General features: G+C 62.6%; 20 protein-coding genes and 1 pseudogene. 6 read left to right on the top strand and 15 right to left on the bottom strand.

Annotated features, from left to right (window positions below; all coding sequences use genetic code 11):
* The 4 genes and pseudogenes from AKL28_RS24640 to AKL28_RS21085 form a co-directional block, all read right to left on the bottom strand.
* Positions 1-108: pseudogene (locus tag AKL28_RS24640) on the bottom strand (branched-chain amino acid ABC transporter permease); the annotation flags it as partial.
* A 178-nt stretch (positions 109-286) separates the two neighbouring features.
* The gene (locus AKL28_RS21075) at positions 287-1,222 is read right to left on the bottom strand and encodes a delta(1)-pyrroline-2-carboxylate reductase family protein (RefSeq protein ID WP_050470295.1); all 936 of its coding nucleotides are present in this window, start codon (positions 1,220-1,222) and stop codon (positions 287-289) included.
* A gap of 1 nt (position 1,223) precedes the next feature.
* Positions 1,224-2,234 carry a trans-3-hydroxy-L-proline dehydratase gene (lhpH, locus tag AKL28_RS21080; protein ID WP_050470296.1) on the bottom strand — a complete coding sequence of 337 codons (1,011 nt, stop codon included), beginning with the start codon at positions 2,232-2,234 and terminating at the stop codon, positions 1,224-1,226.
* A gap of 200 nt (positions 2,235-2,434) precedes the next feature.
* Positions 2,435-3,571 carry a branched-chain amino acid ABC transporter substrate-binding protein gene (locus AKL28_RS21085; RefSeq protein WP_050470297.1) on the bottom strand — a complete coding sequence of 379 codons (1,137 nt, stop codon included), beginning with the start codon at positions 3,569-3,571 and terminating at the stop codon, positions 2,435-2,437.
* Positions 3,572-3,917: 346 nt separating this feature from the next.
* On the opposite strand from AKL28_RS21085, the gene AKL28_RS21090 reads away from it, so the two are divergent.
* Positions 3,918-4,382 (top strand): Lrp/AsnC ligand binding domain-containing protein, encoded by a 465-nt coding sequence (locus tag AKL28_RS21090; protein WP_050470298.1) that lies wholly within the window; start codon positions 3,918-3,920, stop codon positions 4,380-4,382.
* 22 nt (positions 4,383-4,404) lie between these two features.
* On the opposite strand, the gene AKL28_RS21095 is transcribed toward AKL28_RS21090, so the two are convergent.
* From AKL28_RS21095 to gpmA, 8 genes are all read right to left on the bottom strand, one after another.
* Positions 4,405-5,556, bottom strand: a complete 1,152-nt coding sequence (locus tag AKL28_RS21095; RefSeq protein ID WP_050470299.1) for a branched-chain amino acid ABC transporter substrate-binding protein — start codon at positions 5,554-5,556, stop codon at positions 4,405-4,407.
* A gap of 195 nt (positions 5,557-5,751) precedes the next feature.
* Positions 5,752-7,815 (bottom strand): TonB-dependent receptor, encoded by a 2,064-nt coding sequence (locus AKL28_RS21100; RefSeq protein WP_050470300.1) that lies wholly within the window; start codon positions 7,813-7,815, stop codon positions 5,752-5,754.
* Between the two features lie 199 nt (positions 7,816-8,014).
* Entirely contained in the window at positions 8,015-8,416 is a 402-nt protein-coding gene (locus AKL28_RS21105) for a hypothetical protein (protein ID WP_050470301.1), read from the bottom strand.
* 186 nt (positions 8,417-8,602) lie between these two features.
* A complete protein-coding gene (gene dksA, locus AKL28_RS25350) occupies positions 8,603-9,007 on the bottom strand; it encodes an RNA polymerase-binding protein DksA (RefSeq protein WP_050470302.1) in 405 nt (134 codons plus the stop codon).
* A gap of 660 nt (positions 9,008-9,667) precedes the next feature.
* Positions 9,668-10,423 (bottom strand): HesA/MoeB/ThiF family protein, encoded by a 756-nt coding sequence (locus tag AKL28_RS21115; protein WP_050470303.1) that lies wholly within the window; start codon positions 10,421-10,423, stop codon positions 9,668-9,670.
* A 133-nt stretch (positions 10,424-10,556) separates the two neighbouring features.
* A complete protein-coding gene (locus AKL28_RS21120; protein WP_050470304.1) occupies positions 10,557-12,041 on the bottom strand; it encodes a S41 family peptidase in 1,485 nt (494 codons plus the stop codon).
* Between the two features lie 3 nt (positions 12,042-12,044).
* Positions 12,045-13,427: a murein hydrolase activator EnvC family protein gene (locus AKL28_RS21125; RefSeq protein ID WP_414735707.1), complete on the bottom strand. Its 1,383-nt coding sequence runs from the start codon at positions 13,425-13,427 to the stop codon at positions 12,045-12,047.
* A gap of 89 nt (positions 13,428-13,516) precedes the next feature.
* Positions 13,517-14,263, bottom strand: coding sequence for a 2,3-diphosphoglycerate-dependent phosphoglycerate mutase (gene gpmA, locus AKL28_RS21130; protein ID WP_050470306.1), 747 nt, complete (start codon positions 14,261-14,263; stop codon positions 13,517-13,519).
* Between the two features lie 157 nt (positions 14,264-14,420).
* On the opposite strand from gpmA, the gene AKL28_RS21135 reads away from it, so the two are divergent.
* The 5 genes from AKL28_RS21135 to AKL28_RS21155 all read left to right on the top strand — a co-directional run bounded on the left by AKL28_RS21135 (position 14,421) and on the right by AKL28_RS21155 (position 17,289).
* Positions 14,421-14,834 (top strand): rhodanese-like domain-containing protein, encoded by a 414-nt coding sequence (locus AKL28_RS21135; protein ID WP_050470307.1) that lies wholly within the window; start codon positions 14,421-14,423, stop codon positions 14,832-14,834.
* The gene (grxC, locus tag AKL28_RS21140; protein ID WP_050470308.1) at positions 14,831-15,091 is read left to right on the top strand and encodes a glutaredoxin 3; all 261 of its coding nucleotides are present in this window, start codon (positions 14,831-14,833) and stop codon (positions 15,089-15,091) included. Before AKL28_RS21135 ends, grxC begins: the two co-directional genes overlap by 4 nt.
* Positions 15,092-15,144: 53 nt before the next feature.
* On the top strand, positions 15,145-15,639 hold the full coding sequence (gene secB / locus AKL28_RS21145; protein ID WP_050470309.1) for a protein-export chaperone SecB: 495 nt from the start codon (positions 15,145-15,147) through the stop codon (positions 15,637-15,639).
* A 133-nt stretch (positions 15,640-15,772) separates the two neighbouring features.
* On the top strand, positions 15,773-16,225 hold the full coding sequence (locus AKL28_RS21150) for an SH3 domain-containing protein (protein WP_050470310.1): 453 nt from the start codon (positions 15,773-15,775) through the stop codon (positions 16,223-16,225).
* 59 nt (positions 16,226-16,284) lie between these two features.
* The gene (locus AKL28_RS21155; RefSeq protein ID WP_050470311.1) at positions 16,285-17,289 is read left to right on the top strand and encodes an NAD(P)H-dependent glycerol-3-phosphate dehydrogenase; all 1,005 of its coding nucleotides are present in this window, start codon (positions 16,285-16,287) and stop codon (positions 17,287-17,289) included.
* A gap of 71 nt (positions 17,290-17,360) precedes the next feature.
* Here AKL28_RS21155 and AKL28_RS21160 read toward each other — a convergent pair whose 3' ends face one another.
* From AKL28_RS21160 to AKL28_RS21170, 3 genes are all read right to left on the bottom strand, one after another.
* On the bottom strand, positions 17,361-17,621 hold the full coding sequence (locus AKL28_RS21160; protein ID WP_050470312.1) for a hypothetical protein: 261 nt from the start codon (positions 17,619-17,621) through the stop codon (positions 17,361-17,363).
* Positions 17,622-18,058: 437 nt separating this feature from the next.
* A complete protein-coding gene (locus AKL28_RS21165; protein ID WP_050470313.1) occupies positions 18,059-18,649 on the bottom strand; it encodes a GNAT family N-acetyltransferase in 591 nt (196 codons plus the stop codon).
* Positions 18,650-18,772: 123 nt separating this feature from the next.
* Entirely contained in the window at positions 18,773-19,423 is a 651-nt protein-coding gene (locus AKL28_RS21170; RefSeq protein WP_050470314.1) for an HAD family hydrolase, read from the bottom strand.
* Positions 19,424-19,434: the final 11 nt, after the last annotated feature.

Raw genomic sequence — 19,434 nt, forward strand, 5'->3', positions numbered from 1 at the left:
ATTGATCAGGTTCAGTACCCCGTACACCATCGTGTAACCCAAGGCGATCAGCGCGTACATGCTCCCTAGCACCAAACCGTTGATGATCTGCTGGATGAATATGTCCATGAATCGATGTCTCCTGTGCGGCGTTAGCGTTATGGTCGACCAGCCGGCCGGAAGGTGTGGGTGCTTGCGCCGTGTGGACGGCGCTGTCGGTTGCATGTCATTTGGTTTTCCTTTTTTGTATGCTGCTCGCTGCGGATAAGAAAAGAGCGCGAAACAAGTCGCGCTCAGTGAATAGGGTTCAGGTCAGGATCGCTCGCATTACACGGGCGGCGGCCAGGTCCCAGGATGCCTGGCCGACGGTCTTGAAGACCGGCAGCGCGCCCTTGACGGTCAGTGTTGCGCGATCGACCTTGCCGGAGAGCACATCGCCGATGGCCACGACGCGGTCCCAGTCGACCTTGGCCTGGATCAGGTCGCCGGCTTCGTGATGCGCGCCGCCGACATCGTCGACCACGATGGTGCGCGCATGCAGCAGCGGCGCCGGGAATTCGACCATATCGGGCTTGAAGGCGCCGACGCCGATGGCCAGCGTGTCGGGCGCGACCTGTTCGGGAATGACGGCGGTGCGTGATGTGGTCAAGGCGATCAGCACGTCGGTATGCGGCAGGTCTTGCTGCAGCATGGCCGCCGGCAACGGGCTGGCGACGACCTGCGGATGGCGTTCGCACAAGGCGCTGCAAAAAGCCTGCGTGCGCGCCAGGTCGCGCGCGGCGATCCAGAATTGGCGGATGCCGAAATATTCCGCCAGCGCATCGGCATGCGCTGCGGCTTGCGCGCCGGTGCCGATCAGCAGCGCCGACTTGGGCGCGCGCGGCAGCAGCGTCTTGATGCCCAGCATCGTCATGGCGGCGGTGCGGCGGCCGGTGACAGTGGGGCCGTCCATCAGCGCAATGCGGCGGCCGGTATGCGTTTCGAAGGCCACCACTTCGCCCTGGATGGCGGGCAGGTTGTGCTTGCCGTTCTCGGCGTGCACGGTGATGAGCTTGGTCACCGACAAGTCGTCGGCGATGGCCGGCATGCCGAGCAGCACGCTGGCGCTGTCGATGGGCACCACCTGGCGCTCGGGCGCTCGGATGCGGCCGGAGACGAACTCTTGCGCGGCCGTTTCCAGCGCGGCGACCAACTGTGCGTAAGGCAGCGCGGCGGCGGTTTGTTGTGCGTCGAGGATATGCATGTCAGCGCAGGAAGAAGCCGGTCGGGAATGGGTCGGATTCTTCCAGTACCCACTGGTTGGTGCTCATGATATGGGCGTAGCCGCTGACTTCGGTGAGCGCGCCGTCGAACTCGCCAACCTTGGTGGGCGCGGTCACTCGCACGCCGAAGTTGCTGCCGACGATGCTGCCGTTGACGTAGTTCCGGTTCAGCGCCAGTTGCCCGCGCAGGAACAGCTGCGCGGCGCGGCCGGAGGTGCCGGTACCGGTGGGCGAGCGGTCCACTTCGCGGTCGGCGAAGATGCAGACGTTGGACTGGTCGGCGCCGGGGAAATTGGGTTCGCTGTCGACGATGGTGCCGTACAGGGTGTTCAGGCCCGGTTCCAGCGGGTGCTGGATCTGCACCTTGGCGATCACTGCGGCCTTGGTCTCGGCGCCGAGCTGGATCAACTGGCGCACCAGTTCCGGCTTGACGGTGAGATTGGCCTGTTTGGCGTTGATGTAGTAGTAGAAAGCGCCGCCGAAGACGATGTCGCCGGTGATCTTGCCGAAGCTGGGCGTCTCGACCTCGACGTCGCGGCGATAGATGAAGGCCGGCACGTTGTTGAAGCTGACTTTGCCGGCACGCTTGCCGTCCCATTCGACGAAGGCTTCGATGAAGCCGGCCGGCGCGTCGAAGCAGATGCGCGTGACCGGCGCCACCGGTTCGACGTAACCCATCTCGACCAGCACCTTGCCCAGCGCGATGATGCCGTGGCCGCACATGTCGCTGTAGCCTTCGTTATGGATGAAGATGACACCGAAGTCGGCTTGCGGCGTGACCGGCGGCAGCAGGTAGGCGCCGTACATGTCGGCATGGCCGCGCGGCTCGTTCATCAGGAACTGGCGCAGGTCGTCGCGGTTCTCGCGCAGCCAGGCGCGCTGCTGCAGGATGGTGCCGGCCGGGATCTTCGGCAGGCCCGAGACCAAAATGCGCAACGGCTCACCGCCGGTGTGGGCGTCTATCGTTTGAACGGTGCGTGTGTAGTTGAGCATGACTTCCTTCTTCTAGAACTCATTCCTGCATCTGCCGACAGACGCAAAGAGTACCATCCTGCACGGCAAAAACCGTCCGTATCGGACTATGCCGACAGGATGGGATGCTGCGCGAATGGGTTGCTGGCGGGGAGGTTGAACTTCCCACCGGCATCTGCCGGCGGGAAAGAACGTTCAGGCTGCCAAAGGCGAAGGCCCGATCAGTAGCTGGTCAGCGGTACCGGGATGCCGTCCTTGAAACGGTACACGGTAACCGGAGATTGCTTCAGGTCATGGTTGGCGTCGAAGTCGTACTGGCCGGCCACACCCTTGTAGCTGATCTTGGCCAGCGCCGGGCCGAACTGCTTGGGCTCGACCGAATTGGCCGTCTTCATGGCCTGGGCGATCAGCATCATGCCGTCGTAGAAGGACACGGCATAGGTTTCTGCAGGACGGCCGTACTTCTTCTGGTAGTCGTCGGCGAAAGTCTTGCCTTCCTTGGCCTTGTCCAGCATGGTGCCGCCTTGGGTACAGTAGACCGATTCACCGATGGCGTCGCCGCCCAGGCGGCCCATTTCAGGCGAGCAGATGCCGTCGCCGCCCAGCAGCACGGCATTGATGCCCAGTTGCTTCATCTGGCGCTTGATCGGACCGCCTTGCGGAGCATAACCGCCGATGAAGACCGCGTCGGGCTTCTTGCCCTTGATCGAGGTCAGGATGGCGGTGAAGTCGGTAGCCTTGTCGTTGGTGAAGTCCTTGCTGACCACGTCGATGCCGTTGGCCTTGGCGACCTTGCTGAACTCTTCAGCCAGGCCCTGGCCGTAGGCGGTACGGTCGTCGATCACTGCAACTTTCTTGAGCTTCAGTTCCTTGGCCGCATACAGGGCCATCTTGCCGCCCAGTTGGCTGTCGCTGGCAGCGACGCGGAACAGGGTGGCAAAGCCTTGCTGGGTGATCTTGGGGTTGGAGGCGACGGTGGCGACCACGATGCCGGCGTCATTGAACACGCGCGAAGCGGGGATGGTCACGCCCGAATTGTAAGGGCCGACGATGGCCTTGATGCCCTGGTCGACCAGCTTTTGCGCAGCGCCCACGCCCGATTTCGGATCGGCCTGGTCGTCTTCGGCGATCACCTCGAACTTGATCTTCTTGCCGCCGACGGTGATGGGCTGCGCATTCAAGCGCTCGACAGCCATCATCAGGCCGCCCTGGTTGTCCTTGCCGGCCGATGCCTGCGGGCCGGTCAGCGGGCTGGAAAAGCCGATCTTGACCACTTGGGTTTCCTGCGCCATGACAAAGGCGGGAACCAGCGCCAGCGATGCGGCGATGATATTGAGTCCGGAAATGCGCTTGAACATTTGGGTGTTTCCTCTCTCTTCTAGAAAATCAGACTGCGGTGGATAGCTTGGTTAGCTTAAAACGCTGGATGTACGCTCCCGGGATACGGGGTAACGATTCCGTCGATACTGTACTGACTGCGCCGTTGCAGGTACGAACATATCAAAACTCGTAAAAAGATTGTCGGAAATTATTGTTGTCATCCGCGCAGATACGCCGCCGTTGGCGCACCATGCCCGCATTGCGTTATATTTTTTATGAGGGAGGATTCTATTTACTCTTTACTGATATTAGGCGCGTTTATTGCCTTTATAATCAGAATTAAATTTTCCCTGAATCCAATTTGCTGAATAAAATTCAGAAATCATGGCTGCGCTCGACAAAATCAGTAAAAAAATATTGGCCGAATTGCAAAACGACGGCCGCATCAGCAATGTCGACCTGGCCGCGCGCGTGAACCTGTCGCCGGCGGCCTGCCTGGAACGGGTGCGCAAACTGCAGGAGGCCGGCTATATCCTGGGCTTCGCCGCGCAGTTGAACCCCGAACTGCTGGACGTGTCGCTGCTGGTGTTCATCGAGGTGGTGCTGGACCGCACCACGCCCGACGTATTCGCCGAATTCAAGAAGAGCGTGCAGAGTATCCCCGAGATCATGGAATGCCACATGGTGGCCGGCGGCTTCGACTACCTCGTCAAATCGCGCGTCAAGGATATGAACGCCTACCGCGAATTCCTCGGCAAGTCGCTGCTGCAGTTGAAGGGCGTGCGCGAAACGCACACCTACGCGGTAATGGAAGAAGTGAAGAACACGATCCGCCTGCCGATCCGCTGACCCCCTCGCCTTCAATGGGCGATTAGAAGTTTGCCAAAGGAACCAGAGCGCCATCCTTCAAGCGCAGGATGGTGACATCCGAGTCCTTGAGGTCATGCTTGGCGTCGAATTCATAGGTCGCGGTGATGCCTTTGTAGCGGCCGCGCGCCAGCACCGGCACGAACCTTTCCGGTTGCGCCGAGCCGGCGGTCTTCATGGCTTGCGCCAGCAGCAGCACGCCGTCGTAAAAGCTGGCCGCGTAGACATCCGGCGGACGGCCGTAGCGGTTCTGGTAGGTCGCGGCGAACACCGCGCCATCGGCCACGCGTGTGAGCCACACGCCCCCTTGCACACAATAGACGCCCCCTCCCATGTAGTTGGCGGCCAGGCGGAACATTTCAGTCGAACATTGGGCGTCGCCCGCGAGCATGGGCAAGGCCATCTTCTCACGCGACATTTCACGCAGCAACTGCGCCGCCTGCGGCACATAACCGGCGAAGAGAATAACGTCGGGATTGGACTCGCGCACCAGCCCCAATGCGCTGCGCACCTCGGGATCGCCGGCGCGCTCGCCCAACTGGAGCAGAGTAGCCGTGTGCAAACCGTCCCGCTTGGCTTCGGCCTGGAATTCGTTGATCAGGCCCTTGGCATAGTCGGAGCCATCATTGATGATGGCCACGCGTTTGAACTTGAGGACGCGGGCTGCGTATTGCGCCAGCTTGCGGCCCATGTCGCCATCGCTGGCGCCCAGGCGGAACACATAGTCGTAATCGGCGCGCGTGACTGCCGGATTGGAGGCGACCGTCAGTATCGGCACGCGGCGCCGGTTGTAGATTTTGGCCACCGCCATCGCCACGCCCGAATTGAACGGTCCCAGCACCGCGCTCACCTTGGCGCGGGCAAATTCCTGCGCGATTTCCATCCCGAGCTCGGGGTCGGCCTGGTCATCCTTGACCAGCAGCTCGAAACGCACCGGTTTGCCATCGATGCGCATGTCTTGCTGGTTGACCCGCTCTATCGCCAGACGTGCGCCATTCAAGGCATCGGTGCCGCCGGCGCCCTGCGCGCCCGATAGCGGCGAGGTAAACCCCAGCTGCACGCGCAGCACGCCCCCCACCATATCCTGGGCACAGGCCGCGCAGGCTGAAATGAACAACCACGAACCGAGAAGGGAACGAAGCAGGCGTCGTCGCATGGATAGGGATCGTCAGTGAAAAGGCGGCCGCTCGCCGCAGTAAGATTCAAACTATACCAGCATGCCCGGCGGCATTTCCCCGTGCCAAGAGGCAGTGAAAATACCGGCCATAAAAAAGCCCGGGCGGCCTTCACATGGAAGGCCGCCCGGGCAAGCCGTGCCGGGGGAAGGCAAGCCTTCCCGACGGCGTCACGATCAGAAGCTGGTGCGCACACCCACGATCAGGTTGCGCCCGCCCAGGGGCACCGACTCCTTGAGCACCGAGGTCGACAGGCGGATGTCCTGGTTCAGCAGGTTGCGCGCCAGCGCGAACCAGGTCAGCTTCACGCCGTTCCACTTCTGCGTATACGACAGGTTGGCGTCGAGCTGGGTGTAGGCCGGCGTTTCGTAGGTTTCGAAGGATGCCAGCCGGTCCTGCTTCTGCGCGCGCAGCACTTTCACGCCGCTGGCCCAGGGGCCGGTCTTGTAGCCGAACTCCAGGCCGTACCGGGTAGCCGGTTGCAGCGGCAGGCTGCCCTGGTCATCCAGCGTGCCGCGCGAGGTATCGGCAAAAGCGCGCGCCGAGAAGCCATCGCCGTTCCAGTTGTAAGTGACTTCGGCCTCGGCGCCGCGGATGGTGGCGTCGCCCTGCGACCAGAAGCGCTGGGTGAATTCACCGGACGGATCGGCATTGCCCGCGTCGTCGACCTGGCCGTTGGTGCGGCCGTAGATGTAGTTATGCACCTTGTTGCGGAACAGGTTGCCCTTCCAGCGCACCAGGCCTTCGGTCTTTTGCAGCGTCAGCTCGATGTTGTGGGAAGTCTCCTTCTTCAGTTGGCTATCGCCGATGTCGAAGGTCGCGGTCGATTCATGCGGGCCGTTGGAATACAGCTCTTCCACCGTCGGTGCGCGCTGCGCCAGCGAATAGGTCAGCCCCAATCCGTAACCGGGCTGGAAAGCCCACAAGGCGCCGGCCGACCATGACAGCAAGCTGAAGTCGCGCCCTGCCAGGCCGCTGTTGCCATCGGGACGGCGATTCACGCTCTCGGCACGCAGGCCGGCGCTGGCCAGCACCTGGCCGAACTGGCGCTCCTCCACCAGGAAACCGGCGAAGGACGAAGAACGCGTCGGCGGCGTCAGCTCCGAGGTGCCACTGGAGGCCGACAACGCCGAGTAATTGCCCTGTTCGGTCTGCACGCCGAAGGTGCCGCGCCAGCCGGCCAGCGGTGCGTGGGTCAGCTCCCAGCGCGTCTGCAGCACACGGTTCTTGAACACGGTGGCGGGTGTGCCGTCCTGTTCCTTCTCGGTGTGGGTGTAGTCGGTGTAGCCGAAACGGAAGCGGAATTTCTCGATACCGGCGAAGGGGTTCTTCACCAGTGTGTCGATGTCGTAGCGGCTCTGATGCAGGTCGATGAAGGACATCTCCTTGGTGGGAATGCCGTAGTGATCATCCAGCGTCGACGCCGACAGGCCGATATAACCCCAATCGGCAATATAGGAGCCTCCCACGCCGCCGCTGGTCTCGTGCGTGAACGAATTGGGCAGGCGGCCCGAGGCGGTGGAAGGATTGCCTTGCTGGGCGTTGCCGGGGATCTTGTAGTTGTCGGTGTCGCGGTAGTTGCCGTCAACGTGCAGGCCGATCTGGCCGGCCGAGGTATCCAGCGAGAAGGAACCGTTTTTCTCGCCATCGACGGTGCCGTAGCGCCCTTCGACGGTGCCGGTAGGCTTGCCGACCAACTCCGTCGGGATACGGTCGTTGACCACGTTGACCAGGCCGCCGATGGCGCCCGATCCGTACAATAGCGCAGCCGGACCGCGCAGGATCTCGATCTGGCGCGCCGTGGCGGCCTCGGTGGCGACCGCATGGTCGTTGGAGACGGTGGAAACGTCGGACACGGCCATGCCGTTCTGCAGGATCATCACGCGCGGGCCTTCCATGCCGCGGATGATGGGGCGCGAGGCGCCGGCGCCGAAGGCCGACGCCGATACGCCCAGTTCGGACGACAAGGTGTCGCCCAGCGAATTGCCCAGTTTGTTGCGCAGTTCATCGCCGGCAAGCACCTTGGCGGGGGCAAGCACTTGCACGCCCTCTTCCGAGGCGAAGGGGGTGGCGGTCACCACGATCGGCTGCAGCGCAGGTTGTGCAGGCGCGGCAGTGTCGCCGGTGGTGGATACGGTCTGCGCAAATACAGGTACGGACCAGGAAGCCAGCGCGGAAACGACTGCGGCGGCAATGAGTTGCCCTTGCAGGCGGCGTTGAAGTGGGGTTGGGACTGCCATGTGAATTCCTTGTAGTGCGCAAGGCGCCGCCTGGCCGGACCAGGCCGGATCAGTGGATAAGGCGGCGCCGATACGCCGGCCGTCCGGACGTGCCCATGCCGCAGCGATGCCGGGCCCGCGCAGGACGACGGCAATGCGCACGCGGCCGGATCACGAAAGACAACCGGCAACGAAATGTTGGATCAGCAGGGGAGGGAATTCAGCGCGGCGGAGCGCGCGAGGAGAAATGACAGACGAAAGGCGCATCCCAGGATGCGAAAGCTTGCCACAGCGCCAGCATGCGGGCGGGCGGCAATAATGGCGGCAGGGGGAAATCGAAATGCATGACAGCCGACAGTGTGGCGGCGTCGTAGGCTGCGCAAGAGTGGTGCAGGTCGCCGTCGTGGACGACGAAATGCTTGTCGCCCGAGGCAGCCGATGAGAGCTGGTGACGGTCGTCACCTTCATCGAACCACGCCTCGTTAATCAGCGAATGCACGGTGCCGCTTTGCCAGCCGGCGTGGGCGATGCCGTGCAGAAAGCCCATCCCCTGCGCGAACAGCAGCGACATCACCAGCAAGGCGATGAAGGCTGAACAACGCGTGGAACGCAAGATGGGCATGGCGCAGGGATCAGGTTCGGAACCGCGTCATCTCAATCGAAGACGCAGCATCCGGAAATAGACAAGCAAGACAGATGATTCCGATACAAACGATGCAGTCAGCCGATCACACCGGCGGCAAGATCGCTGCCGGCACTCGCCCCTTTGCCGCTGCCGGCCAGGGGCCAGGCCCTGCAAGGGCCGGGATCAGTCGCCGTAGAGCTTTTGCTTCAACTCGCGGCGTTGCTGCGCTTCCAGCGACAAAGTCGCGGTCGGGCGCGCCAGCAGACGGGGAATGCCGATCGGCTCGCCGGTTTCTTCGCACCAGCCGTATTCGCCGTTGTCGATCGAGACGATGGACTGCTGGACCTTCTTGAGCAGCTTGCGTTCGCGATCGCGGGTACGCAGTTCGAGGGCGTGTTCTTCCTCGATGGTGGCGCGGTCGGCCGGATCCGGCACCAGCACGGTTTCGCGCAGGTGTTCGGTGGTTTCATCCGCATTCTTGAGCAGATCCTTTTCAAGCTGCTTGAGACGGGCCTTGAAGAAAGCAAGCTGCGCTTCGTTCATGTAGTCCTTCTCAGCCATCTTGAGGATTTGCTCCTCAGTCAGCAATGGTTGCGCTGCAGGGGTAGTTTTGGGAGTTTTAGTTGCCACTTCGCTTACTTTCAATACTACGGGTTTTTCAACTATATCCAATCGCCCGGCCGATACCTTGCTGCCGGAACTGGTCGCTTTTGAATCCACTTCCCTTGCCGCGTTCTGCACCTCTTTGATCGATGTTCGCGCGGTCGCCTTGCCGACGTTGCTTTTGCTGCCGGTCCGGGCTGCAGATGGCGCAGCCTTTTTCGCGGTCAAGGATTGTACACCAACACTTCCGGATGCCAAGGACTTTGACCGCGCTCCCGCCAAAGCGCTGCCGCCAGCCTTGCCGGACGCGGCAGGCTTGCTCGCACTTGGGATCGCAGCGGGGACAGTCCGCCCTGGCGCGCCTGTTTTGGGCGGCTTGCGGGCTGGTGCGCTTTTCACGGAGCTATTCATTACTCCCCCTGTTCGGGCAAAGCGTTGGTGGCTGATTCCGCTTAAAAGTTATGGTGATTCCGAGCATCAGCCTGGTTGGCCCAGCTGCAAAGCCAAGCGCGCTTCAAGCGCTGCCGGCGAAATGCAGTTGGCAAACCGAGTACAGTTTATACCAGAAGACTGCAGGGAAGTGGACACTGCCGGCGCTTGTTTGCTGCATCGCGGCAGGTTTGCTCATCCGGCAACAAACCGGGGTCAGGCATGCCTTTTGCCGCACACCGGGCAATTGCGGTCGCGCGCCACCGAGATCGAGGTCCACTCCATCTCGCGCGCCTCCAGGATCAGCAGCCGCCCGGCCAGCGAGCGGCCGACCCCGGCCACCAGCTTCAGGGCCTCGGCAGCCTGCATGGTGCCGATGATGCCCACCAGCGGCGAGAACACGCCCATTACCGAGCACTGCACCTCTTCGAATTCGCGGTCGGGCGGAAACAGGCAGGCATAGCATGGCGACGCATCATCGCGCGTGTCGAACACGCTGACCTGGCCGTCGAAACGAATCGCCGCCCCCGACACCAGCGGTACACCGGCGGCGACACAAGCGCGGTTGACGGCATGGCGGGTGGCGAAGTTGTCGCTGCAATCGAGCACCACGTCTGCCTGCGCTACCAGTTGCTGCAGGCGGTCTCCTTCGACACGTTCGGCCAGCGCCACGACCTCGGTATCCGGGTTGATCTGGCGCAGCGCCTCGCGGCCCGACTCAACCTTGGCTTGGCCGACGCGGCCGGTGGTGTGCATGATCTGCCGTTGCAGGTTGGTCAGGTCGACCGTATCGTTATCCACCAGCGTGATACGCCCGATGCCGGCCGAAGCCAGGTACATGGCCGCCGGCGAGCCCAGGCCGCCGGCGCCGATCACCAAGGCGTGCGCGGCCAGCAGGCGCGACTGGCCTTCGATATCGATTTCATCGAGCAGGATGTGGCGCGAATAGCGCAGCAGTTGTTGGTCGTTCATGGCGAAACTGTGGATGAGGCCCCATGAAAAAAGGCCGCTTGGGAGCGGCCCGGCACAAAGTACCCAATACTTGCGTGCAACATGACGACGAGACCCCGACCCGGTTCCGACCGGCGCCCCGCCTACCGCATGCTTACTTGGTCTCGCCCTTTTCCGGCGCTGCCTTGCCGTCGTCCTTCGCCGGCGAGCCTTGCTTGCCTTCTTCATTGCGCACTTCCGGCTTGGCATTGGATACCTTCACCGGCAAACCCTTCAGATGGTTCAGCGCTTGCGCCAGCTGGAAATCGTCCTTGCTGCCGAAGTCCAGCGGCTTGCGCTTTTTCTCGGCGGCGATCAGGCGTTCCTCGGCTTGCTCATCCAGCGTTTGCGCCTTGACCTCGGCCGACTTGTCGGTCTCGTTGGTCAGGTGCTTGGAGAGATCGGCCTCGCGCAGGCGCAGGCCGTTCAGGCCATCGCCGTCCGGATATTCATCCACCATGATGTCAGGCACGATGCCGCGCGCCTGGATCGAGCGGCCATTGGGGGTGAAATAGCGCGCGGTGGTCAGCTTGACCGCGGTGTTCTTCTCCGGCGGCAGCGCGATCACCGATTGCACCGAACCCTTGCCGAAGGATTGCGTCCCCATGATGGTGGCGCGCTTGTAATCCTGCAATGCGCCGGCCACGATTTCGGAGGCCGAGGCCGAGCCGCTGTTGATCAGCACCACCATCGGCACCTTCTTGATGGCGTCCGGCAGGCGCGACAGCGGGTCGTTCAGCGGGTTGGAGGCGTAGAACTCGCGCTTGGCGTAGAAAGTCTGCTTGGAGCTCGGGATCTGGCCGTTGGTCGAGACCACCACCGAGTCCTTGGGCAGGAAGGCCGCCGACACGCCGATGGCGCCCGGCAGCACGCCGCCCGGGTCATTGCGCAGGTCGAGCACGATACCCTTCAGGTTAGGTTCCTGGGCGTAGATCGCGGCCAGCTTCTTGGCCATGTCATCCACCGTCGGTTCCTGGAACTGGGTCACGCGCAGCCAGGCGTATCCGGGTTCGATGACCTTGGACTTGACGCTTTGCACGCGGATTTCCTGACGGGTGATGGTCAGGATGATCGGCTTGTCTTCTTCCTTGCGGGCGATGGTCAGCGTGATCTTGGTGTTAGGCTCGCCGCGCATCTTCTTGACCGCCTCGTCCAGGGTCAGGCCCTTGACCGGGGTGCTGTCCAGGCGGGTAATCAGGTCGCCCGACTTGATGCCGGCGCGAAAGGCCGGTGAATCCTCGATCGGCGAGATGACCTTGACGTAGCCGTCTTCCATCCCGACTTCGATGCCCAGGCCGACGAACTTGCCCATGGTGCCTTCGCGCAGCTCCTTGTAGGCCTTCTTGTCCAGATAAGCCGAGTGCGGGTCGAGTGAGGCGACCATGCCCGAAATGGCTTCGGTCAGCAGCTTCTTGTCATCCACCGGCTCGACGTAGTCGGACTTGATCAGCCCGAATACATCGGCCATCTGGCGCAGCTCCTCCAGAGGCAGTGATGCCGTTGCGTTCTTTTGCGCAATGGCATCGAACTGAATCATCGCCGTGGCGCCTGCCACCATGCCCAACCCGATCAGACTGATATTCTTGAGTTTGCTGCCCATGTGTCACCTAGTAGTTACCCACCCTTGTGGGTCGAATGCGCGGCCCTGATGCCGCATTTCAAAGTATAAACCCGATTGCTCGTTGCCGCCGCTGTTACCCGCTGTGGCGATGGCTTCTCCTGCCTTGACCAGATCGCCTGCCCGTTTGAGCACCGACTGGTTATTGCCGTAAATCGTCATGTATTGGTTGCCGTGATCGACGATGATCAGGTTGCCGAAACCGCGCAACCAGTCGGCAAACACCACCCGCCCGGCCGCCACTGCCCTCACCTCCGCCCCTTCTGCGGCACGGATGAACAAACCGCGCGAGGTCGGCCCGTCGCCTTGGCGGCTGCCGAACTTCGACGTCAGGTCGCCCTTGACCGGCAGGCGCAGCTGGCCGCGCAGGCTGGCGAAAGGCTTGCCGAAATTGTCCTGCTGCAGTTCCGGCAGCGTGTCGTTGCGGCCCAGCGAAGCGGTCTTGGGCGGCTCGTCGTCGTCGATGGCATCGGCCGGATCCGGCGGCCTGGGCGCCGGCTTGCCGGCCTTGGCCGCTTCCGCCGCGCGCTCGGCCGCCCGTGCGCGCTGCTCTGCCAAACGCTTCTCGCGTTCGGCCCGGGCTTTGGCCAATTGTTCCTGGCGCCGCTTTTCGCGCGCTTCGGCTTCGGCCTTCTTCTGCTGCTCGATGATTTGCGCCAGCTTGTCGACCAGGCTGGACAGGCGCTGCTGGTCCTGCTCGATGCGCCCGGCTTCCTTGCGCTGCGTGTTCAGCTTGGTCGACAGCTGCGACAGCAGCGCCGAACGCCGCGATTTTTCCTTCTCCAGCACCTGCTTCTGTTCGTTCTCTTCCTGGGCGATTTCTTCCAGTTCGAACTTGGCGTTCTGGGTATCGGCCTTGTTGCTGCGGATCGCCTGCAGATTGGCGCGCAGCGTTTCGATCAACTTGGCCTGGGCTTGCGAAATGTAGCCCATGTACTGCAGTTCGCGGTTGATGCGGTTGGGGTTGTCGCCCGACAGCAGCAGCTTGATGCGGTCTTCATTGCCGGCCACATACTGCTCGCGCAGCAGCTTGGACAGTTGCGCCTGCTGCGCATTGACCAGCGCGGTCAGCTCGTTGAGCTGGCGCACCAGTTGGGCCAGCCGGCTCTCGGTGGCTTGCTGCTCCTGCGCCAGGTCGCGCAGCGAGCGGTTGGCCTTGGAGATCGCCTGTTCGGATACGGCCAGCGCATCGGCGGCATTGCCCTTGGCGGTCTCAGTCTGGTCGATGTCGCGCTTCAAGGCCGTCAGGCGCTGCTGCAGGTCGGCCCTTTCCTTTTCGGCAGCCTGCTTCTGCTTGGTGCGCTCGGTGATGGCCTGGCCATGCGCGATGGGAGTCCACAGCGCGGCGCCGACGGCAGCAGCCGCCAGCAGCGGCGCGGCATGCCGCCGGGCTGTCCGGAAAACTTGATGGAATGGCGTGCGCGGGGCGGCGCACGCCTCACGGAAGGAACGCAGTTTTATTTCGACTTCCCTTGGTTGGCTACCGCCTTGAGTGCAGCTTCGATGGCGGACTGGTCGCCCAGATAGTAGCTCTTGATCGGCTTCAGGTCGGCATCCAGCTCATACACCAGCGGCTGGCCGTTGGGGATGTTGAGGCCGACGATGTCGTTGTCGCTGATGCCGTCAAGGTACTTGATCAGGGCGCGCAGGCTGTTGCCGTGGGCGGACACGATGATCTGCTTGCCGGCGCGGATGGCCGGGGCGATGGAATCGTTCCAGGCCGGCAGCACGCGCGCGACGGTGTCCTTCAGGCATTCGGTCAGCGGGATTTGCTCGCGCGACAGGCCGGCGTAACGCGGGTCGCCAAAGGAGTCGCGCTCGTCGCTCGCGGCCAGCGGATTGGGCGGCGTGTCGTAGCTGCGGCGCCAGACCAGCACCTGCGCATCGCCGTACTGGGCGGCGGTCTCAGCCTTGTTCAGGCCTTGCAGGGCGCCGTAGTGGCGCTCGTTCAGGCGCCAGTCGTTCTTGACCGGTACATACATCTGGTCCATTTCGTCCAGCGTGGTCCACAAGGTGCGGATAGCGCGCTTCAGGACCGAGGTATAGGCCAGGTCGAACTGGAAACCGGCTTCCTTGAGCAGCTTGCCGGCCTGGCGGGCTTCGGCCACGCCCTTTTCGGTGAGGTCGACGTCGACCCAGCCGGTGAAGCGGTTGGCCAGGTTCCAGGTCGATTCGCCGTGGCGCATGAATACGATTTTGTACATAGTGGGCTTTTTTGATGATGGAAAGCTGTGTGCAGAAAGTCCGGGCAGCATGACTACCCCGGCTCTCAGGCCCTTACAGGCCGAGCGATTCGGATAATGCAAATCGCGAATGCTTCTATTTTATAATGCCGGGATTCAGTAAACTCATTGGACAACCGTGAAATTCATCATCGACAATATTTTCCTGATCGCTCTGGCCTTGGTCTCCGGCGGCGCCCTGCTGGTTCCTTACCTGCAGCAGCGCGGCAACAAGCTGACCTTGCTGCAGGCTACCCAGATGATCAACCAGGGCAAGACACTGGTACTGGACGTGCGCGACAGCGAACAGTTCGCCGCCGGCCACCTGCGCGATGCCCGCAATATCCCGCTGAAAGAATTGCCGCAGCGCATTTCCGAGCTGGACAAGCTGAAGGGCCGTCCGGTCATCGTGGTGTGCCAGAACGGCACCCAGGCCATGAAGGCCGAAGCCTCGCTCAAGAAAGCCGGCTTTACCGACGTCTACGGCCTGAACGGCGGTATCGCCGCCTGGACCAGCCAGGGCCTGCCGCTGACCACCAAGGACGCAAAATGAGCGCACCGGTCGTGATGTACTGCACCGCCGTGTGCCCGTACTGCGTCATGGCCGAGCGCCTGCTCACCAACAAGGGCGTCGCGCAGATCGAAAAGATCCGCGTCGACCTCGAACCTCAGCAGCGCGAGCTGATGATGCAGAAAACCGGCCGCCGCACCGTGCCCCAGATCTACATCGGCGACACCCATGTCGGCGGTTTCGACGATCTGAACGCATTGGAGCGCGCCGGCAAGCTGGACCCGCTGTTGCAAGCCTGACGCCCGTATCAGCGTACACTTTTTGAATAATTCATCGAACCTGAAAGAGATCCATGTCGGAACAGAACCAACAAGAGCAACAGCAAGCCGTTTTCCAGATCCAGCGCGTCTACCTGAAGGACCTGTCGCTGGAGCAGCCGAATTCGCCGGCCATTTTCCTGGAACAGGAAGCACCGTCGATCGAAGTGTCGGTCGACGTCGGCGCTGAAGCGCTGGCCGAAGGCGTGTTCGAATCGACCGTGACCATTACCGTGACTGCCAAGGTCAACGACAAGGTGGCCTTCCTGGTCGAGGGCAAGCAAGCCGGCATCTTCGAGATCCGCAACGTGCCGGCCGACCAGCTGGACCCGCTGCTGGGCATCGGCTGCCCCAACATCATCTACCCGTACCTGCGCGCCAACATCGCCGACGCCATCACCCGCGCCGGTTTCCCGCCGGTGCACCTGGCCGAGATCAATTTCGAAGTGTTCTATCAGCAACGCCTGCAGGCCCTGGCCGAGCAGCAAGGCGCCACCCTGGTCAACAACGGTTCTACCGCAGTCAACTGATCTGCAGCCCTGCCTCGCGCGGCGCCGGCGGATTTCTCCGGCGTACCGGGGCAGGGCATTCCGCAGCGGCCGACTGCCGCTGCCGGCCAGCCGCCACCGCGGCGCTTCCCACGAACCTGCGGAGACTTCACCGATGAAACGCCTGCCCCTGATTCTTTGCGCGACCGTCCTGGGCGCTGCTGCATTGGCCCCCAACGCCTTTGCGCTCGATTTCAAGTCGGTTGGCGCCTCGCCTTCCATCATGTATGACGCCCCGTCCGAAAAGGGCCGCCGCGTCTATGTCGCGCCACGCGGCATGCCGGTCGAGGTGGTGCTGACCTATGGCGAATGGAGCAAGGTGCGCGACGCCGCCGGCACGCTGTCGTGGATACAGTCCAAGGCCCTGACGCCCAAGCGCATGCTGGTGGTTTCGGCCACCAACGCACGCATCTTCAATGCGGCCGATGAAGGCAGTCCGGTCGTGTTTACCGCCGACAAGAACGTGCTGCTGGAAATGATCGAGAGCCCGAACAATGGCTGGGTCAAGGTCCGCCACCGCGACGGCCAGACCGGCTTTGCCAGAATCGCCGACGTCTGGGGCGGCTGAACCCCGGTCCACCAATCCGGCAAATAATCCGCTTAACCACCACGCTCTCACGCCATCCAATGAAAATCACCATCCTCGGCGCCGGCGCATGGGGTACCGCGCTGGCCATCACATTGGCGCGCAAGCACGATGTCGTGCTTTGGGGGCGCAATGCCCAAGCCATGGAAGAAGCCAACCGGCAACGCGAGAACAAGCCTTACCTGCCGGGCTTCCCGCTTCCGGATGAACTGGCCGTCACGGCCGATTTCAACGCGGCCGTGCACCACGTCTGCGGCGAACCGCAGACTTCGTTGCTGATCGTCGCCTCCTCGGTCGCGGGCTTGCGCGGCCTGGCCGGGCAACTGCGCGGGCATCCCATTCCCAACCTGGTCTGGCTGTGCAAAGGCCTGGAAGAAGACACCCGCCTGTTGCCGCACCAGATCGTGCAGCAGGTACTGGGTTCGGCCATCCCGGCCGGCGTGCTGTCGGGCCCCTCATTCGCCCAGGAAGTCGCGCGCGGGCTCCCTTGCGCGCTGACCATCGCCGGCGCGGATGCCGCGCTGTGCGAACGCGTGGTGACGGCCGTGCATGGCGGCAACATCCGCATCTATTCGAGCGATGACTTGATTGGGGTTGAAATCGGCGGCGCGGTGAAGAACATCCTGGCAATTGCCACCGGTGTGGCCGACGGCCTGCAACTGGGCCTGAATGCGCGCGCCGCGCTGATCACCCGCGGACTGGCGGAAATCACGCGGCTGGGCGTGGCGCTGGGTGGCCGGCCCGAGACGTTCATGGGCCTGTCCGGCGTGGGCGACCTCATCCTGACCTGCACCGGCGACCTCTCGCGCAACCGGCGCGTGGGCCTGGGCCTGGCGCAAAACAAGAAACTCGACGATATCGTGACCGAACTGGGGCACGTGGCCGAAGGGGTACGCTGCGCCAAGGCGGTCCGCGAACTGGCGCAGGAAAAAGGCATCGACATGCCGATCACCAACGCGGTGGCGGCAGCCTTGTTCGATGGGGTGTCGGTGCAGGAAATGGTGTCGCGCCTGCTGTCGCGGGATCCGCGCGAAGAAACACTCTGAGCATCTGAATCCGGCCGGGCCCTGGCCCGCCGGACATTCCCGCCCCCGCGATAACGCGGGGCATTACGGCATCATCGGGCGATGATGTCGCTTTCCATCTTGGGACGCTTGAAGCGCTGCGGCGAGCCGCCTTCGACGATATCGTCCATCTGCTTGGAAATCTTGTCGTAGGCCGATGAGCAGTCATCGTCATGGGGCGGCGTTTCGCCGGCGCCTTTGAAGCGCTTGCCGAAACGGGACGGGCGGGACTCACCGTCGATGACGTATTGCTGGGCCGCCCGGCCGGCATAGTTGTTATTGGCGTTGGTCTTGTTGCGTTGTATGGCTTGCATCGTATTTCCTCTTACGTCGCTTGACGCTCAACGTTCCCCGGTTGACGCTCCGAAGAACCGGCAACGGCCCGGAAGAACATTTGCTCCCCGGCAACCGCCCCAGATACATAAGCGCCCTTAACAGGCGCTTGAAGTATGTAACGCCTCAATCGCGATTTGGAATACGTAAAAGTCAGTATTTTGTCAGCCAATTTTCATTTATTTTTGTGCACCATTTTCATGCTGCTTCGCAATGTCCCACTAAGTCTTTGAAAATAATGAATTTTCCCATGCCCAAGAAAGGGTTGGCCGCGCACTCTTGCGGGGCGCAACAACAATGAAACAACTGTTGCCAAACGTGTCAATCCGGCACAGGAAGCACAAAAGTGCAATCAATGCGGCAAGAAAATTTCAGGAAGGAAATTTTCCAGGGAAAGAAGTTGTGAAATAGAAAGGAATCAGGCCGCCACCGGTACCGGCACCCCGAGATCGGCCGGCACTAGCGAGAACACCTTGGCGTCGCGCGGCTCGCCGTGGAACACCAGACGGTTGCGCGCCAGGCACTCCAGCGTGGCGCCGGTTTTTTCGGCCACGCGCTGGCTGCGCAGGTTGCCGGCCTGGATCACAATCTCCAGCCGGGTCAGGCCGGTTTTGCCGAACGCGAAAGCAGCTGCCGCGCGCGCGGCTATCGCGGCGATGCCACGGCCGGTGTAGCCATCGCGCACCCAGTAGCCCAGGTTGGCCAACTGGTTAAGCTGGCTGATCTGGTTGATCGCCACAGAACCGATCACCAGGCCGGAAATACGCTCGATGACGTTGAAGTCGTAAGCGGCGCGCATATCCCATTGTTCGATGCTCCGCTGCAGGAACAGCCGGGCATCGGCCAGCGAGTAGTCGAGCGTGCACCAGGCTTCCCATTCGCTGATGGCGCGCACCGACCGGTTGACTGCATCGTAGAGTGCCGGCGCTTCCCGCAAACCCAGCGGGCGCACTTCGATGTTGCGGTCGCAGTAAATGATTTGCCGGTCGCGGTCTATGTGATGGCTCATGCTCGGTTGCTGGCTCGGGAATGGCGAGACACGACGTCTGTACAGCACAGGTTCGAGAGCGTTTCATCTTACCTAAATTCTTCGCCGCGTTGGATGCTGCCCCGTTGCGGCGGCGCATCGCCGTCAGGACGCCAGATGCGGATGCAGTTCGGCCAACCGGGTGATGACCGAAACACCCGCGGGCATCTCGGGATGCACGCCGTGCTCCTGCAACGCGATCACCTTCATGCCCGCGGCTATCCCCGCCTGGATGCCTGGCAGGCTGTCTTCCACCACCGCGCAGCGCGCCGGATCCACGCCCAGGCTGTTGGCGGCGAACAGGAACAGCGCGGGGTCGGGCTTCCAGCGCTGCACGTCGTAAGCACTGAAGATGCGGCCGGCGAAGTACGGCAGCAGGCCGGTCACGCGCAGGCACAATTCGATCTTGGGGTGCGGCGCGTTGGAGGCCAGCGCGTAGGGAATGGACAGCGCCTGCACCATCTCAAGAGCGCCGTTGATGGGCTGCAGCCGTTGCTCCAGCATGCCGGCCATCACTTCGCGCAATTCCTTTTCGAAACCGGCCGGCAGCGGTGCGCCGTGCAATTCCTCGATGCGGGCCACGCAGAGCTTCATGCTGACGCCGCGGAACTGCGCCAGCGCCTCCCGGGCCGTGAGGTCGACGCCATAGCGGGCGACATATTCGGACCAGGCTTCGGCGGCGACCACTTCACTGTCGACCAGGGTTCCGTCGCAATCGAAGATGACCAGATCGATCGCGTTGGAGGAGTCTTTCATTGCTTTTCCTT

The organism is Herbaspirillum chlorophenolicum, assembly GCF_001189955.1.
Taxonomy (GTDB): Bacteria; Pseudomonadota; Gammaproteobacteria; order Burkholderiales; family Burkholderiaceae_D; genus Herbaspirillum; species Herbaspirillum chlorophenolicum.

What these genes read in the sequence shown, in the direction of transcription:
- AKL28_RS21075 (WP_050470295.1), bottom strand. Translation starts at nt 1,222, where the DNA reads ATGCATATCCTCGACGCACAACAAACCGCCGCCGCGCTGCCTTACGCA.
- lhpH (WP_050470296.1), bottom strand. Translation starts at nt 2,234, where the DNA reads ATGCTCAACTACACACGCACCGTTCAAACGATAGACGCCCACACCGGC.
- AKL28_RS21085 (WP_050470297.1), bottom strand. Translation starts at nt 3,571, where the DNA reads ATGTTCAAGCGCATTTCCGGACTCAATATCATCGCCGCATCGCTGGCG.
- AKL28_RS21090 (WP_050470298.1), top strand. Translation starts at nt 3,918, where the DNA reads ATGGCTGCGCTCGACAAAATCAGTAAAAAAATATTGGCCGAATTGCAA.
- AKL28_RS21095 (WP_050470299.1), bottom strand. Translation starts at nt 5,556, where the DNA reads ATGCGACGACGCCTGCTTCGTTCCCTTCTCGGTTCGTGGTTGTTCATT.
- AKL28_RS21100 (WP_050470300.1), bottom strand. Translation starts at nt 7,815, where the DNA reads ATGGCAGTCCCAACCCCACTTCAACGCCGCCTGCAAGGGCAACTCATT.
- AKL28_RS21105 (WP_050470301.1), bottom strand. Translation starts at nt 8,416, where the DNA reads ATGCCCATCTTGCGTTCCACGCGTTGTTCAGCCTTCATCGCCTTGCTG.
- AKL28_RS21115 (WP_050470303.1), bottom strand. Translation starts at nt 10,423, where the DNA reads ATGAACGACCAACAACTGCTGCGCTATTCGCGCCACATCCTGCTCGAT.
- AKL28_RS21120 (WP_050470304.1), bottom strand. Translation starts at nt 12,041, where the DNA reads ATGGGCAGCAAACTCAAGAATATCAGTCTGATCGGGTTGGGCATGGTG.
- gpmA (WP_050470306.1), bottom strand. Translation starts at nt 14,263, where the DNA reads ATGTACAAAATCGTATTCATGCGCCACGGCGAATCGACCTGGAACCTG.
- grxC (WP_050470308.1), top strand. Translation starts at nt 14,831, where the DNA reads ATGAGCGCACCGGTCGTGATGTACTGCACCGCCGTGTGCCCGTACTGC.
- secB (WP_050470309.1), top strand. Translation starts at nt 15,145, where the DNA reads ATGTCGGAACAGAACCAACAAGAGCAACAGCAAGCCGTTTTCCAGATC.
- AKL28_RS21150 (WP_050470310.1), top strand. Translation starts at nt 15,773, where the DNA reads ATGAAACGCCTGCCCCTGATTCTTTGCGCGACCGTCCTGGGCGCTGCT.
- AKL28_RS21155 (WP_050470311.1), top strand. Translation starts at nt 16,285, where the DNA reads ATGAAAATCACCATCCTCGGCGCCGGCGCATGGGGTACCGCGCTGGCC.
- AKL28_RS21160 (WP_050470312.1), bottom strand. Translation starts at nt 17,621, where the DNA reads ATGCAAGCCATACAACGCAACAAGACCAACGCCAATAACAACTATGCC.
- AKL28_RS21165 (WP_050470313.1), bottom strand. Translation starts at nt 18,649, where the DNA reads ATGAGCCATCACATAGACCGCGACCGGCAAATCATTTACTGCGACCGC.
- AKL28_RS21170 (WP_050470314.1), bottom strand. Translation starts at nt 19,423, where the DNA reads ATGAAAGACTCCTCCAACGCGATCGATCTGGTCATCTTCGATTGCGAC.